This is a genomic window from Paraburkholderia sp. BR10936 (genome assembly GCF_040965735.1).
GTDB classification, from domain to species: Bacteria; Pseudomonadota; Gammaproteobacteria; order Burkholderiales; family Burkholderiaceae; genus Paraburkholderia; species Paraburkholderia nodosa_A.
The window spans coordinates 36,602-52,693 of sequence record NZ_JBFRCM010000025.1; the positions used below are offsets into that span (position 1 = coordinate 36,602).

The following is a 16,092-nucleotide window of genomic DNA, read 5'->3' on the forward strand; positions in this document are numbered from 1 at the left end:
TCAGTCGAGATTGGTCTCTCTTGGCTTTTAGGGGATATGAGCGGTAACTTTGCGGAACTATCATTCACTCATCCTGTTGCCACTTTTGACCGCCGGTCGGAACCAGCGGCGTTGGTCAAACGGGAACAGAACGTAGTCGCGAACCGTATGCGGTTCCGGTTGGTTGCGAAGACCCACTTCCGGCCATTCCTCTTTATCCGGCCAGTATGCCGTGCGAAAAACCGTGTCCCAGATGGTGGTGAAGAACCCATAGTTTTGGTGCCGGTGATGCGACTCCATTGAGTGGTGAATGCGGTGAAACTGGTTATCGCCGATGATGTATCGGAGCGGCCCGAGATTCACGCGCGTGCTAGAGTGAGAAAGATGTGCCTGAAAACTAATTAGCGTCATGGCAATCGCGGGCACGACACCGGAATTGAAGTGGATTAGCGCGAGTGGCAGTGCTACAAACACCGCGTAAACAAGCGGTTCGGAAATGTGATGATTACAGTTCCACGCGGTCAGCTCGCGGATCGAGTGATGAGTGGCATGCAAGCGCCACAGGAGCGGAATTGCGTGCTGTGCGCGGTGCATCCAGTAGTAAAAGAAGTCGCCGGCAATTGCAACCAGGACGCCAGAAAGAACCGCCATAAACACGCCGACAATCGTGTTGCCGGAATGGAACAACGCCCCAAAATCGACTGTCAGGAGTGGTTTCACCCCTAGCCACTGCAGCCCCATAGCGTAAAGGTGCCAGATTAATGCACCACAACCAATGCGGATTATCCAGTTCCGCACGCCTCGAATGTATGACGCAAAACTGTAGCGGTAGGCCGGATAGATCAGCTCGAGTACGACGCAGACGTTAGCGAACACCATCACGAGCTCTAATGAGCTCACGAAGAACCGGGCCATCTGATCAATATCGACAACGTGCATTCATTTGCTCCGGCGAATCGGCGCTCTATGCGCGAGCCTAGATTAAAGCGGTAATCGTCAGGCAGCCGCCTTACAGCTGTCGCTTCACCGGTCCGAAACTATTTGGTCCGGCGCGTCCTATAAATACCGATTCGGCATGCCATTCGATGTGAGGGTGGTAGTGCGCGGGTTGCACCTAGCAGATCAAGCAACATCAGTACCGTAGTACTTCAAACCATATCAAACTATAACCGTGACGACTGCACGGTAAGTTTTAGTATGCATCGCTTCGCGCCATTGCGAAAATCAATTGTTTGGATAGGAAACATTCGTATTCTAAATGCCGTTTTCGCTTCCGTCGTAAGTACTGGCGGCATTCAGCCACAGCTGACTTGTCGCAGGAGTTGATTGCCACACTGTTCACCGATCCTGCTCTTCTGCGGATAGGACGGCAATCTCATCGCGGCCGACCGTCCTTCCTATGCCGTCACAGTTGGGTTGGCGCGGCACGAAACCCACAGCAGCGAGTCGGTCTCTCAAGGACATCTGGGCACTAGGAGACGCGAGAAACCACAGCTGGCATTCAACGATTTGACTTCCCTGCCTGATGCACCGATATCGCCCTACATCATAGTTGAGCGGATGGGCAAGTGCGGAAGAGCCAACGGCCGTTCGGTGAAGGGGCCTGTATGGTCCAGCGACGTGGTGTCCTCGGGGCGGAAATGTCCAAAGTCCCGGTGCCGGACTGACAACGTGACAACGCCGACGATTAGCGGCTGATAGTGCAGTCTGGTTCTATGTGCGCGTAAGCGATCAGGTCTGGCTAATTGCGCATCGTCAGATGCCTCGATTTTACTAAAACTTTCTGAGGGATTTTGATGGCGCAGAACGGTCCTCTTCGAGGCGCCATTGCGCGCGACCGTCCGCTCAAATCTTCCGTGAGGAACGGACCGTGTCACGTCGGAAACAGATATCTGACAGCCTCTTGTCTAGTCTCTTCCACTCCTATTACGTCAGTAATCAGTCCATCAGCCTTTAAAAGATTAGGATTCTGGATCTCGTCAGATAGCTTCCGCATCGTGTCTTTAATAGCGCCTTCAGCACCAGACATCAGTTTGCCCATCGTGTCCGGGCTAAAAACGCCGATGTGTGCGTGCGGATACGCCAGCACGGCTATTGGATCGAATCCGGGGCCGCTCATCGCATACACACCGCCGGTGTAGGCTTTTCGGACGACAAGGAGTAGCTTAGGTACGTGGCATCTGACATGTGCTCTGAACAACTCCGCTGCTGCCAAAAATATACCGCTACTTTCAGCTTCCCTGCCTATCATGAACCCGGGAACGTCGGCAAGGAAGATGATTGGCATGCTGGTCTTTGCAGCTATGTTTATCATTTTTGCCATCTTGGCCGCGGATTTCCGGTGGATGGCGCCGCTGTTGAATCGCGGGTTGTTTGCCACGATTGCCGCGAAATGTCCCTTAATGCGCGCATAGCCCGTCAATGCTTCTCGTGCGTATTCGGCGTTTGTTTCAGTGAAGCTGCCTTTGTCCACAAAAGAAAGCAGCAAATGATGCATGTCATAGGGGGTGCGATGATTGGACGGAATCAAATTTTCAAAATCGACTGCGTCGGGTTCCTCATATTCAAGCGTGGTCGACGGTGTGCCTTTGACGAGGCAGCGTAGAAAATCTCTTACGCATTCAAACAAATGGCGTTCATCTTTGAACGCGAGCTGAACTGACCCCGAGCCCCGGCAGTGAACGTCTGTTCCGCCAAGCGAATGAAGATCCGACTGCTCAGCCAGCATCGCCTTCACCATATCCGGACGGCCCATACATAGAGCCCCTTTCTCAGTCATCAAAACCAGATCGGCGAGCATGATCGGAAGAGCCAACGGGCCTGACGTCGGTCCTAGTATTGCTGAGATCAGCAGATTGGCTTCTGCTAACTCTGCGAGCGACGCGCTGACCCTGCCCATCCCTGCTGGAGACAAAAGCAATCTCGACATATCTGATGAAATTACTTTCGTTGTATCGAAACTGCCCACCTCTCCCGGATGATCCTGAATGTATATCAACGGAGCCCGCTGGTCCCGGGCCTGATTCACAGTGCTTATGATTTGCTCGGCAGTACGCCATTGTCCGGTTCCATTGAACATACAGTCTTGTCCACGATTCATGACCAGAAATGACTTGACCGAATTGATTAGTCCCTCGCCGCAGAGGAAGTGGGCGTCCGCTCTTGGATCATGTTCGACAAAGCTACCCGCATCAAAAAGCATGCCAACTCTTTGCAACGAAATCTGCATGAACTGTTTACCTCCTGGCAGTGCGTGAGCGTTTGGAAGTCCAGCGCCAGCGCGATTGAGAGTCGCGTACGCTACGAAGCAAGAATCTCCTCCACAGCGGCCGCCATCAGAAGGAGCCGGCGGTCTTGGCCACGTGCGGCATCAAGGCTCAATCCCACGGGTAATGCATCGTTCGGCGCCACAGGCAAGGTAATGGAGGGCATTGCGACATTGCTTGCGAGGTCGGTGTTGCGTATTACGTCTGCGAACAGTCCCGGACGCTGTGCATCGCTAACGTGAGGAGTGCTGCGCGGGACAGTGGGATAAGCTAGAAAATCGATCCATCGAGCGTTGAGCAGCGCATTCATTTGTAGCCGCAAGTCGTTAATGTTCTGCACTGCGGCGGAATAGTCTTTCGCGGAAATCAAACTTCCGTCAAGGTGTTGATGAATGATGCTCCTCACGCACTTGTCATGGATGTTGTCGAACACAGCATTAACCCTGCTTCCCCATCCAAACGAGAGCAGTGCGCGCGGAAAGTCCGTAAAAAATTCGTAAACTGGAATAGTAAAAGTGCCGAACTTATTTAATTCTGAAACAACAGCGTCATCGAGATCGACGCACTGAAAGCCTGCACGAGTGAGACGCCTGATCGCCTGCCAGGAATGCTTCCGAACATCATCATCCAAGTCGTTCCACATGGAGCTTGGAAGACCGATTCGACAGCGAGTATTTGTTTGTTTTGGCGGGCTTTGGCTATCGGAGCTCAGCAAGTCGTATAGAAACAATGCGTCTTTTGCCGAACGCGTCAGGAGGCCCGGTGAATCCTTCGTGCGTGAAACCGGAATGATCCCGGATGAAGACCACCGGCCACTTGTTGGTCTGAAACCGACTATGCCGCAAAAGGCTGCGGGTATCCTCACCGAGCCGCCAGTGTCGGTTCCGATCGCCATCGGGACAATACCGGCTGCCACAGCTGCGGCGGAGCCGCCGCTGCTTCCGCCGGCCAAATGGCCCGGAGCCGCCGGATTGCCCACGGTTCCCCAATGGGGATTGACGGACGTGATTCCAAAGCTCAGTTCATGCATGTTGTTCTTGCCGGCGACGACGGCACCGAGGGATTTGAGCTTTCTGACCACAAGTGCGTCGCGTGTGGCTATACAATCTACCATGCCCGGTGTCCCGGCGGTTACAGGGAGTCCCTTGACGCAAATATTGTCTTTTGTAGAAAAAGGAATGCCGTAGAGTGGCGCGCCTCGCAGATTGTCCCTCGCCCTCGCGAAGTGAGCCTCCGGACTGCGAGCACGTATGAAGCAGTTTAGATGTGTCTGGTTAGCGTCTGCGTTCAGCGCGCGATCCCGGATCTCTTCCGCTGTAACTGCTCCAGACCTTATGACGTCGCGAAGTGATTCAAGAGTGTTGTGAAAATGCATGAAATTTTGCAAGTGGGAGGTCGGGGAGTGCGATATTAGTAGCTGTAGGCACTGCGTATATCGTCAAGAGGGTTGCCAGGCAAAAGATCACCCCCGACGCTACGTATAACGGCGCATGCGCTGTTGATCGCTGTCTGCACGGCTCCCTCAACCCACCCACCGGTGAAAGAACAGCCGCATCCTGCCAAGTAGAGTCCTGTATCGCTTGCTGGATCGTTTGCCGTCTGAAATTGAAAAAAAAGACGCTGCGAATAGACGTCCTCGCCGGGGTAGTTGAGCTTGAAGGCGCCGGACGAATGCGGGTCGGTCAGCCAGTCATGATGGAGGACGCAGCGTTCATAGTCCTTATCTGCAGGGACGAGGTGACGCGCAAGTTCTGGATGGAAGGTTGACAGGTCGTCGACGAAGCACTCGCATCGCTCTTTTTTGTCCGAAACGCTCAGCAACTTATGAGCGTCGTCCTCCCAAGTGTAGCTGAGCAAAACCACACCCCGACCATCTGGGTTGTGAGGTTCGTAGTCAAGGCAGTATACGCCTCGTGCGAAGCTGTCAGACTGGATGGTTATGGGCAGTTTCTTGTTTATCCAGAACTTGTCTCGGGTGAGCATGAAGAGTTTTGACGATCCGGTCAGATGAGTTTCTCTGACTGCTCTGGATACGTCGCGGCTGAGAAACGTTTCATCATCTGTCAAGCAATGAACCATCTGCATCGCCCTGTTGTTGCTGGTGACGATCACCCGGTCAAAGGTCGCAATTTCGTTATCGTCAGTCACGATCTTGATCTCTGAACCTTCTTTGTAGATGCGACCGACGCCGCTGAAGCGAACTCGTTCGGAAACGGTGTTGCCATAAATATTCTCGCCTGCAATGCGTTCAGCCAGTGTTGAAATTCCGCACGAGATGAGGCGTTGATCGTCCATGTAACCGTTAATGACGAGACGCAAAATTTCAGTGAATCCGGCCTGATAGACAGGGAGAAAACCACCTGAGCCAATCCCAAGGGACCCAAACAGTTCGAAGTCGTACGGCCTTTCCCAAGCGGTACCTCCAGGCGGGCAAGGACCCGTGAAAATGGTGACGATGGCGGCATAGAACGAGCTGTCGCGAAATAAATCCAGCCATGTTTGCCACGCGGTGCGTGCTTCGTTCAAGCGCTGCGATTTTAACATGGCAGTAATTTCGGCTGGCGCGACGAGAGCTGTGCCATTGATCACGCATCCATCCTGCAAAAGAGCTCTCCACCCTTCGTGTACACGCCTGAATAGAGGCGGCGGTGGATTTCCGGCCGGCCAGATATGGCGGACGCCGCGATAATGCAGTTCCGTATCAACGACTCCAGGATCGGGGAACGATGCTGTGGTGGGAATATCATACCGGTCAAGGTAATGAAAAAGACCGGTCGAACTTGGGGGAAACCGCATTGCGCCCATTTCGGCGATGAGATGTGGGTGCTCTGAATCAAACGCCTGTGACCACAACCTGCCGCCAATACGATCGCGAGCTTCAAACACAGTGACGTCGCATACACCTGCTCGCATCAGTTCGTTCGCGGCCAGAAGGCCGCTGATGCCAGCTCCCACAATAGCAACGCGTGGACTTGCGATATTCGAGGAGAGAGTTCCGATGGCCCCTACAGATGCGCCCCGGTCCAAAAACGGAGCATAGTCATACAGTAGATCGACGGTCGTCGATGGTACTTTTGAAGATGCGACGCAGTTTTTCATGAATTCCTCTCCTGTAATGGCAATGCATCGACGCGAAAGACGATGATGGCGGGAAGTGACGCACGAATCTCGATAGAACGGGGCGAGATCCTATATTTCGTTTCCGATAACGTGTTGCTCGTCAGTAGAAAATGCCGCGCCGGAATGTCTATGCAATCGACGATAGCAATCTGCTGTAGCGAAATCAAGCAAGTAAAATTGATGTCTGTAGCAATCTGGAAGCGGGCTATGGATAGTTGTGCCGATAGTGTGAAAATGGAGATGCTATACCTGAGGTCCGACAATGTGCTCTGGGTCAACCTTAAGGGCGCTGACAACGATGGTCTTTTCATCGGGTCAGAAACCTCGTCGCGCCCGCGCGTTTGCGAGGGTCACGGCGCCAGCACCTTGATCTAGGTGCCATTGCAAGCGTTTGACGCTTCGTCGTCCTCTTGTCCATCTCATTGCCTGTGAGCTCAAGAGCGCTCGAGGAGCACGACCGGTGGACCTTCCAGCGTTGGCTTCCCTAACTGCAAAAGGGTGGGTTAGGCGTGCTCGACGAAATCCAATGCCAAGCAGCGCATCGCTCGTCCTCGCACGGCAATCATGCTGACGCACGGGTGCCGGGGAGTGTGTATTTTGAATAGACGAAGACATCGCTACTGCACAGTTGGACAACCAGGTTATGACTGGTCTTTTGGCGTCCCCTGATGATTTGCACCCAGCAACATATACATCGCCGGTACCACGAACAGTGTGAACGCAGTGCCGATCGATAGTCCGGTGAAGATCACCAGACCCATTGCGTTGCGGCCTGCTGCGCCCGCGCCCGAGGCGACGACTAAGGGCAGTACGCCGAGCACCATGGCGACCGTCGTCATGAGGATCGGGCGCAAGCGTGCACCTGCCGCTTCCTCCAAGGCTTCTCGCTTGCCGCGGCCCACGCGCTGAAGCTGGTTCGCGAACTGCACGACAAGAATCGCATGTTTGCTGACGAGTCCCATGAGCGTGACAAGTCCAATCTGCGTATAGATATTGAGCGTCGAAAAGCCGGCATTGATGAAGACGAGAGCACCGAAGAGCGCCATCGGGACGGACACCAAAATGACCAGGGCATCGCGGAAGCTTTCGAATTGCGCTGAAAGCGCAAGAAACACGATAATCGTCGCGAACATGAGCGTGACCGAGGAGTTACCGGACTCTTGCATGAACTGGCGCGATAGCCCTGCGTAGTCGGTGTTGTAACCTGCCGGAGCTGCTTCGTTCGTGGACTGACGAAGGAAGTCGAGAACTTCGCCCTGGGAGACGCTAGGTGAGATCACAGCGGAGATCGTTGCCGCATTGAGTTGCTGGAACCGATTGATCGATTCAGGGACGACTGCTTGCTTCAGGTGCGCAACCGTCGATGCCGGAATCATGCTGCCGTCCGGCGTGCGCAAGTAATAGTCGAGTACCTGTGACGGATTCAGTCGATCTATTTGCTGGACTTGCGGAATCACCTTGTATGAGCGGCCAGCGATCGAGAAATAGTTTGCGTAGTTACCGCCGAGTGCAGCGCCTAGCGCCTGTCCTACATCGCTTTGCGTGAGGCCGAGTGACGCGATTTTGTCGCGGTCAACTATGACGACCGTTTCTGGCTTGTCGATCCTTAGATCGCTATCAATAAAGAGAAACATGCCACTTGCACGCGCTTTCTGGAGTACGGCTTTCGTCACCTGGTCGAGATTCTCGAAGGGCTCTGTCGTGCTGATCACGAATTGCACGGGGAAACCCTGTGCGCCCGGCAAAGGCGGGAACTGGAACGCGGCGACACGAGCACCAGCAATGCCATTCCACCTCTGCTGGAGCTCCTGCTGTAGTTCGGTTGCGCCTCTTTTCCGCTTGTCCCAAGTCTTGAAGAGAACGCCACCGAAGCCCTGATTCAATGTTGGCAGGCCAGTTAGCTGAAACAGCTGGGCATATTCGGGCAAGCGCTTCGACATTTCTAACACCTGATCGGCGTATGTCTGCATTTGCTGGACTGTGGCATTCGGCGGCCCCTGGATCAGCGATAGGACGATGCCTTGGTCCTCCTGCGGCGCAAGCTCTGCCTGCGAAGTCGAAAAGAGATAAACGGTTCCGCAAAGCAGCATAACTCCCATGACGACGAACACGGAAGATGTGTCGAGGGCCGCATGCAAGAGCCGCGCATAGCCGGCATGCACACGATCCAGCTGTCGATTGACGAAAACGGCGAAACGCCCGGACTCGTGCACATTTTGGAAAATGCGCGAGCACATCATCGGCGACAGGGTTAGCGCAATCACGCCTGACACCGCGACGGCGCTCGCAAGGGTGAACGCAAATTCAGTGAAAAGGGTGCCTGTCAGGCCGCTCTGAAAGCCGATAGGCAGATATGCGGCGATCAGCACGGCGGTCATTGCCAGAATCGGGCCGCCAAGCTCGCGCGCGGCAGTTAGCGCGGCTTCCATGGGAGACTTGCCTTCATTCATGTGGCGGTCGACGTTCTCGACGACTATGATCGCATCGTCGACCACCAGCCCAATCGCGAGCACCATCGCGAGTAACGTCAACAGATTGATCGAGTAACCGAGCAACTGCATCATGGAGAACGTGCCAATCAGCGAAAGCGGCATCGCGACCACGGGTACGATGACGGCGCGCAAACGACCGAAGAAGAGGAAGATAACGGCCGTGACAATCAGCAACGTCTCGACGAGCGTCTTCACTACTTCATCAATCGCGCTGTTGATGAAGTCTGTCGCGTCGTAGACGATATCACCAGCCATCCCCGTCGGGAACTGCTTCTGCAGATCGGGAAACACGGATTTAACGCGTCTGGCCACATCGAGCACGTTTGCGTCAGGCGCTACCTTAATTCCGATAAATACAGAACGCTTGCCGCCAAATGCGACGCTGGAATCATAATTGTCCGCGCCTAGCACGACATTGGCAACGTCCTCGAGACGCACGATCACTCCGTTCTTTTGTTTGACAGCCAGTTTCTGAAAGTCCTCCACCGAACGGACGTCGGTACGCGCGTTTAGACTGACGCTGGTCATCTGGCCTTTTGTTGTGCCGAGTGTCGCGAGGTAGTTATTGTTGTTGAGTGCTGTGTAGACATCAGAAGCAGTGACATTGTGCGCTGCGAGCTTGGTTGAATCTAGCCATGCGCGCAATGCGAACTGGCGACCGCCCAGTACTTCCGCGGTCTGCACGCCCTGAATGGAGTCGAGCTTCGGCTTCACAACGCGCAGCAGATAGTCGGTGACATTGTTGGGCGGCAGCACGTCGCTGTAGAAGCCCATATACATCGCGTCGGTGGTCTGGCCCACCTGCATCGTCAGCACCGGCTGCTGGGCCTCGCGCGGCAACTGGTTACGCACAGACGCTATCTGTGTATTGATCTCGGTGAGTGCGCGGTTCGGATCATAATTCATGCGTAGCGTCGCGTTGATCGTCGACACGCCCGTGCTGCTTTTCGACGACATGTAGTCAATGCCCTGCACCTGAGCGATGGCGGCTTCTAGCGGCTGCGTGATAAACCCAGCCATTGTGTCGGCGCTCGCACCGTAATAGGAAGTGGTAAGCGTGACTACGCCCGTCTGGGTTTGAGGATATTCACTGACCTTCAGCGTGGAGAGCGAACGCAAGCCTAGTACGAGGATCAGCACGCTCAGTACTGACGCGAGGACTGGCCGGTTGAGAAAAATGTCGGTGAATTTCATTGGGAGGCCTCTCACTCCTCCTGAGGCGTCGGAGCAGGACTGTCCGCAGGCAGCACACGATTATTGATGATGAGCGGTGTGCCGTTCTGTAGCTTGAGCTGACCGCTCGTGACGACCTGCGCGCCTTCGTCGAGACCCCTCAGGATCGCCACCTGATCCCCGCGCGTGGGTCCCGGCGTCACGAATACCTGTTGCGCCACCGGCATTGTTTTACCGTGCGCGTTTTTTTGCTCGCGCCGTCTAATGACGAATACCGTTGCACCGTACGCATTGTGCGCGATCGCGGTTTGCGGCAAGGTCAGATAGCGCTGCTCGCTACCCACATCTATCTTCACGTTCGCGTACATGCCGGGCAACAGCTTGCGCTCGTGGTTGTCCAGGACCGCTTCGATCTGAACGTTGCGGGTTGTGCTGTCCACGCGCGGATTTATCGCGCGGACTTGGCCACCGAAGCTAAGGCTCGCAAATGTGCTTGTATTTACGGAGACGTGCTGTCCGGCCTCGAGTTGCGCCAGTTGTTCCTGGGGTAGGTGAAAGTCGACGTAAATGGGATCGACGACTTGCAGGGTAACAATTGCGTCCCCCGGGTTGATGTACTGGCCGGGATTAACGGTGGTGATCCCCACGCGTCCTGCGAAAGGTGCGCGAATGGTTTTCTTGACGACGAGGGCAGCTTGCTGTTCGACTTGCGCCCGTCTGCTCTTCAGTTCGGCTGTGTCGGCATCCAACTGGGCTTTTGAAATGGCCTGTATGTCATACTGTGCCTTGTCGCGCGTGTAAACCGTTTGCGAAAGGTCCGCGGCAGCTTTTAGCGATGCGAGCTGTGCGCGATCAGAGTCGGCGTTGAGGCGCAGGAGAACCTGTCCGGCCTTCACCTCCTCACCGGAACTGAATTCGAGCTCGCGCACGAGGCCTGCGACTTCTGTCGTCACGTCGACGCCGCGCACCGCGCGTAGGCTGCCCGTGGCGGAAAGCTGCGGCTGCCAAGTCTGATAGCTGACCACAGCTGACGTGACCGTGGCGGCGGCCATGCCATCGCGCATCATGAACTTTTTAATCATATGCGCTTTGTAAAGATTGAAGCCGATCAGCGTGCCGAGTAGACTGCCCACGCAGATCAGCATGATGGTCATCCGTTTTCCTGTTAGTCTTTTCATCGTCATCGTAGTGTCCTTGCACGGCAAACTCACGAGGCACAAGCGTCTTTGGCGCGCTACCCGTGAAACGTATGCGGCGGCAGCAATCGTCATGAGCAGTCACTGGGAGCGGGCGCCGGCGTTTGCATGCCCAGCATGCCCCTTCTCGTCATACGCCGTGTCATTCCACCAACCGCCACCCAGTGCCTGGAATAAAGCAGCTGTATCTGCATAGCGAGCTGCTTGCGCCTGCGCGAGATTCACGACGGCCTGCTGATATTGGCGCTGTGCGTCGAGCAGCGACAGATAGCTGACTCCGCCGACTCGAAACTGTCCGCGCGCCACATCCAGTGAACTGCTAGCCGCGCGCCAGGCGTCGGTTTGGGCGGCAAGAGCAGCCGCGTCGTGATCGAGTGCGCGCAACGTGTCCGCCACATCTTCGAATGCGAGCAGCACGACTTGCCGATATCGCGCGTTGGCCTCGTCAAAGGCGGCTTCCGCCGCTCTTTTTTTTGCGGTCAATTGCCCACCATGGAATATTGGTTGCGTGAGTCCCGCGCCGATGTTCCAGATCATGTCGGCATACTTCAGCATGCCAGCCGGCGTTAAAGACTGTGGGCCGTAATTCGCGGAGAGCATGAGTTGTGGATAGAGGTTTGCCGTGGCGACACCGACCTCGGCGCTCGCCTGGTGCAGCACGGCATCAGCGGCCAAAATATCCGGCCGCTGCCGGACCAGCGAGGAAGGCAGACTGACCGGCAAGGTTTGCGGTAGTGTGAACATCGACATCGTGAATTCGGACACACCTGCTTCGCTCGGTAATCTGCCCGAAAGCACGGCAAGCTGGTGTCGAGTCCGATCGAGCGACTGCCGCAGCAGCGGTAGCGTCGCCCGTGTTTGCGCGACTAACGTCTCTTGCGAGAGCACGGCAATCCGGTCCGCACCGCCGAATTCGAATTGCTTGCGCAAAACGCCAAGCTGCGTCTCCTCGTCGGCTACGATGTTCTCGGTCGCGCTGATCTGCTCACGCAGCGACGCTTCCTTGACGGCAGTCGTCACGATGTTTGCCGACAGTGCTAGGTAGGCGCCTTGCAGCTGAAAGCGCTCAAAATCGACCTGCGCGCCCTGCGATTCGAGCTCGCGCCGAACTGCACCAAACAGATCCAGATCATACGAAACACTTACCGACGTGTTGTATAGAGTCAGTATTTTGTTGATGTTGGGCTGCCCCAACGTCGCGCCGTTCAGCTTCTCCCGTATCGCGTTGAGCTTGATATCGACAGACGGGGAGAGTGCGCTGCCTGCTTGTGCGCTCATATTCTCGGCGGCCTGGCGTAGCGCGGCACTGGCTGCTGCGATCGTTGGGCTATTTTTAAGTGCTCCGCTTATCAGCGTGTTGAGCGGCTCGCAGCGATAGAGCGTCCACCATTGAGCGGGCAGGTCGCCGCCGGCCGCAAACCGCTGCTCGAGACCCGCCTCGCCCTGCGACGAAGCCGTGCGATCAGGTAAAGGCGTTGCTGTGTAATGCTGAATCGCGGGTGGCGCTGGCGTGTGGTATTCGGGGCCGACCGTGCAGCCGGCCAGCGAGCCGAGGAGTGGAAACACTACAGCGATTACTGCGGCACGCGTGACAACCCGGCCTGTTGTGCAGTGAAAAGCTACCGCGCTGGATTGCGGATGCAAACGTGCACGACCGGAGCCGCATTGGACCTCGTCATTCATCTATCTACCTGGCTTGCGAGCGATGGGTGTTCTCAATTGTTGGATGCAGAACTCCTCCAGTTTCAACGGTGTTGCTGCGAGCGTGTATGCAATCACGAATGATGGTAACGGTCTGAACTGCGGAGCCAATTCAGGACCATATCGGCACCTTCGTCGATGGACTTGCAACATGTGTCGATGAAGACGTCCGGATCCGTCGGCGCCTCATACGGGGAGTCGATGCCGGTGAAGCGCTGGATTGCGCCGCGCCTTGCCAGCCGATACAACCCTTTAGGGTCACGGGCTTCCGCCGCGGCTAAACTCGCGTGGACATGGATTTCGGCGAAGTTACGGCGGCCCGCCGTAGAGCGGGCGAGTTCCCTATCGCGGCGGAACGGCGAGATGAGACATACCAAAACTACGATGCCGGCGTCGGCCATTAATTTTGCGACCTCTGCGACGCGCCGTACGTTCTCGTGACGGTCTGCATCGGTAAAGCCAAGGTCTTTGCATAGACCGAGCCTGACGGAGTCGCCGTCAAGAATGTAGGTGAGTCGGCCAGCTGTATGGAGACGCGCCTCCACGGTGTCAGCAATAGCCGACTTTCCCGCGGCTGATAGGCCGGTAAACCAGAGAATGGCCGGCGTTTGCCGAAGCAAGCGTGCTCTTGCCTCCGGGGGAACCCGGAAGCCGTGCGCATACAACTCTGAAGTGGAAGGCTCATTCGCCATACTTGCCTACTTAGATCGGTCCGGTCGGGGCATGAGCTAGCGCTCACTTGTTGCGGCATTGCGGTGAAGATCCAAAGTCATGCGAGTCCAAAAGAGACCGGCTCATCGACTGACGCCGAAATCTCGTCTCTGCATGTCTTGGTAAATAGAAGACCATTGCACCAAACGTGTTCGACACGTCCCCATTCACACGCCGACGCAGCATCGGGAAAAAAGCCTCGTCCCAGGTGGTTGGCGCTGGTGTTGCACAGCAAGGGAAGGCCTGTGAGCTTCTCGTATTCGATTAGCAGCTGCGCAACAGGGTGTTCGGATGACCTTGCAATGGTCTGCAACCGCGCAGAACCGTCGAGATGCACGACGGCAGGTATCTTGTCCCGCCATTCGTCGCGTGTTTGATGATCGAACAGCATGTAGGGGTCTGGAGTGCCGGGGAGAAATACAGCAGGCGCCCGGTCTTCAAGACATATAGGTGCCACAGGACGGAAATATTCCCGATGCTTGACATCGTTGAGAAGAGCCTTCATGCTCGGCGAAGTCGCAGCGGCGAGAATACTTCTCGCCCCAAGTGCTCGTGGGCCCAGCTCGGCGCGTCCGGCAAGGAAAACGACGGGTCTATTTTCGGCGAGAATATGTGCAAGTTCAGCTAAGGAACAAGGCGACGCAGACCAGCCGGGCACTCGGGTGCCCGTTTTCATTGCGGGGCCGCTATATACCGACCACTCTAACGGCATGAAGCCCTCGTTCGCGGCTATCGCGCAGCATGCGGTACCGATCGCCGAACCGCTGTCGTTCGGAAAGGGCGGAATCCAGGTAGCATCGAACAAGCCACTTGTGCGTAATGCACTGTTCCATTTGATATTGAGCCCGCATCCGCCGGATATGCACAGGTTGCGCGGCCCGGGAATACAATGCTGCCGCAGGGCCTTCTCCATTTCGCGGACGAGTAGGCGTTCAAGGAAAGTATGGAAAGAGGCGAGTACGTCTTCGGGAGGTTTAGCTTGCAGGTCCGGCACGCATGCGTGGAAGAAATCGCGTATCGCTGCGAGCGATGTACTCGGAAGGTGGAGATTCTGGCGATAGTTTCGCGCGAGTTCTGTGTCGCCTGCGAAGCGTTCCAGGTAAAGGTGACGAAATATATCAATGATGTCTTCGTCGACTGACCCCAGCGCGATGTACGCCATTAGCTTGCCAGCCACTCCCAGGTCCCACTCAGCACCCGCCGCCTTTGCGTACGGCCCGAAATGATGTCCGGCCGCTGCATACATTTGACCGATGATGGGGAACAGCTGGTCAATGAGCCGCACGTCGTCGCGTCCTACATGGTACAACCGTGGCACCATGCCGCCATCCCACACTAGGCATAACGCAGGTTGCCCTAGTTGTGCGAATGGACTCGTGCAGTATGCGGCGGCGACATGGCCGGACACGTGAGGGTAGCTCCTGTATCGATATGACTTGCCGCCGATCAGCAGCCCAGTGCCGTCGACCGAAGCCAGAAGATCGCCGTTTCTTCGTTCCGTATAGGGGGCACCCTCGAGGACGATTGGGGTGGGGCCGCTCAGCGCCTGGAACTTTGACGTCACTTCGCCGTCCCAGCCGTCTATCACAAATTCGTCGATGTCGTCTGTCTGTAGACCGTGCTCGGCTAATGCGGTTTCAATTGCATCGAGGTTCCATATAGCGTGATATCTCGGATTGTTGTCCCGCTTCTCCTGTTCGATGCAAAAAAGGAGCTTTCCATCTTCGACAACGGCGATCGCTCCGTCGTGTGTCAGCTTGAGGCCACAGATGCGCATGGTATCTTTCACCCTAGCGAGGTAAATCTGATTGATGGGAAAAATGCACTGCGTTCTGGAAGCGTGCGAGCAGGCAATCCTCGTTGGACGACTGGCCGACGCACTCGACTCGCTCAATCTCGGTGAACCGTTCGTTTAGCATCTTCAGCACCGTTTCGGCACCAGCAATATGTCCCCAGCGTCGACAATTGGCGTCACGTGCTGAACCGAATATCAACTGGCCCTCAGGCGCGAGTACGCATGCCAGATTGCGGATAGCATCTCGCACTTCGGCGATGTCGGCGAGATAGTAGAAAACCTCCGCGACTACGATCAGTTCGAACCGCTCTGCGCTAGAAAAGTGCTGGACGTTTGCAACGATCCAGTTCACGTTCGGCGGGTAATTTAAGCGCTTGCGTGTTCTCGCAAGCGCTTGCGGCATCACATCCATCACGGTGAGCCGCCCACAGTATGGCGCCAATTTCTCTGTGAACGCGCCCCCCGCACAACCAACCTCAAGGGCATGGGCAACGGGGCCTTTAGAGAGGGATAATCGAAGCATGTGCATATGACGCTCATGCTCGAACGGATTACTGTCCAGTTGCCACGGGTCGTCCGCGTCCAACTCCCGTCGCAGCAAGTCAAAATGCGTTACGGTTTTCAATTTAGTTACCCGAGAGTGTGCGTTCTAATCTCGT

Annotated in this window: 10 protein-coding genes; all 10 read right to left on the reverse strand. The window is 55.9% G+C overall.

Annotated elements, in window-relative coordinates:
- Positions 1-60 precede the first annotated feature (60 nt).
- The 10 genes from AB4Y36_RS35445 to nodS all read right to left on the reverse strand — a co-directional run bounded on the left by AB4Y36_RS35445 (position 61) and on the right by nodS (position 16,058).
- The gene (locus AB4Y36_RS35445) at positions 61-918 is read right to left on the reverse strand and encodes a sterol desaturase family protein (protein ID WP_069268317.1); all 858 of its coding nucleotides are present in this window, start codon (positions 916-918) and stop codon (positions 61-63) included.
- A gap of 934 nt (positions 919-1,852) precedes the next feature.
- On the reverse strand, positions 1,853-3,208 hold the full coding sequence (locus AB4Y36_RS35450; RefSeq protein WP_368619623.1) for a carboxyl transferase domain-containing protein: 1,356 nt from the start codon (positions 3,206-3,208) through the stop codon (positions 1,853-1,855).
- A gap of 71 nt (positions 3,209-3,279) precedes the next feature.
- Positions 3,280-4,620, reverse strand: coding sequence for an amidase family protein (locus AB4Y36_RS35455; protein ID WP_368619622.1), 1,341 nt, complete (start codon positions 4,618-4,620; stop codon positions 3,280-3,282).
- Between the two features lie 35 nt (positions 4,621-4,655).
- Positions 4,656-6,344 carry an NAD(P)/FAD-dependent oxidoreductase gene (locus tag AB4Y36_RS35460; protein WP_368619621.1) on the reverse strand — a complete coding sequence of 563 codons (1,689 nt, stop codon included), beginning with the start codon at positions 6,342-6,344 and terminating at the stop codon, positions 4,656-4,658.
- 662 nt (positions 6,345-7,006) lie between these two features.
- Positions 7,007-10,051: an efflux RND transporter permease subunit gene (locus AB4Y36_RS35465; protein ID WP_368619620.1), complete on the reverse strand. Its 3,045-nt coding sequence runs from the start codon at positions 10,049-10,051 to the stop codon at positions 7,007-7,009.
- A gap of 11 nt (positions 10,052-10,062) precedes the next feature.
- Positions 10,063-11,214 carry an efflux RND transporter periplasmic adaptor subunit gene (locus tag AB4Y36_RS35470; protein WP_368685449.1) on the reverse strand — a complete coding sequence of 384 codons (1,152 nt, stop codon included), beginning with the start codon at positions 11,212-11,214 and terminating at the stop codon, positions 10,063-10,065.
- Between the two features lie 93 nt (positions 11,215-11,307).
- Positions 11,308-12,909: an efflux transporter outer membrane subunit gene (locus AB4Y36_RS35475; RefSeq protein ID WP_368619619.1), complete on the reverse strand. Its 1,602-nt coding sequence runs from the start codon at positions 12,907-12,909 to the stop codon at positions 11,308-11,310.
- Positions 12,910-13,001: 92 nt separating this feature from the next.
- Positions 13,002-13,619 carry an adenylyl-sulfate kinase gene (gene cysC / locus AB4Y36_RS35480; RefSeq protein ID WP_368619618.1) on the reverse strand — a complete coding sequence of 206 codons (618 nt, stop codon included), beginning with the start codon at positions 13,617-13,619 and terminating at the stop codon, positions 13,002-13,004.
- A gap of 77 nt (positions 13,620-13,696) precedes the next feature.
- Positions 13,697-15,415 (reverse strand): nodulation protein NodU, encoded by a 1,719-nt coding sequence (nodU, locus tag AB4Y36_RS35485; RefSeq protein WP_069268347.1) that lies wholly within the window; start codon positions 15,413-15,415, stop codon positions 13,697-13,699.
- A gap of 13 nt (positions 15,416-15,428) precedes the next feature.
- The gene (gene nodS / locus AB4Y36_RS35490) at positions 15,429-16,058 is read right to left on the reverse strand and encodes a nodulation methyltransferase NodS (protein ID WP_368685450.1); all 630 of its coding nucleotides are present in this window, start codon (positions 16,056-16,058) and stop codon (positions 15,429-15,431) included.
- Positions 16,059-16,092: the final 34 nt, after the last annotated feature.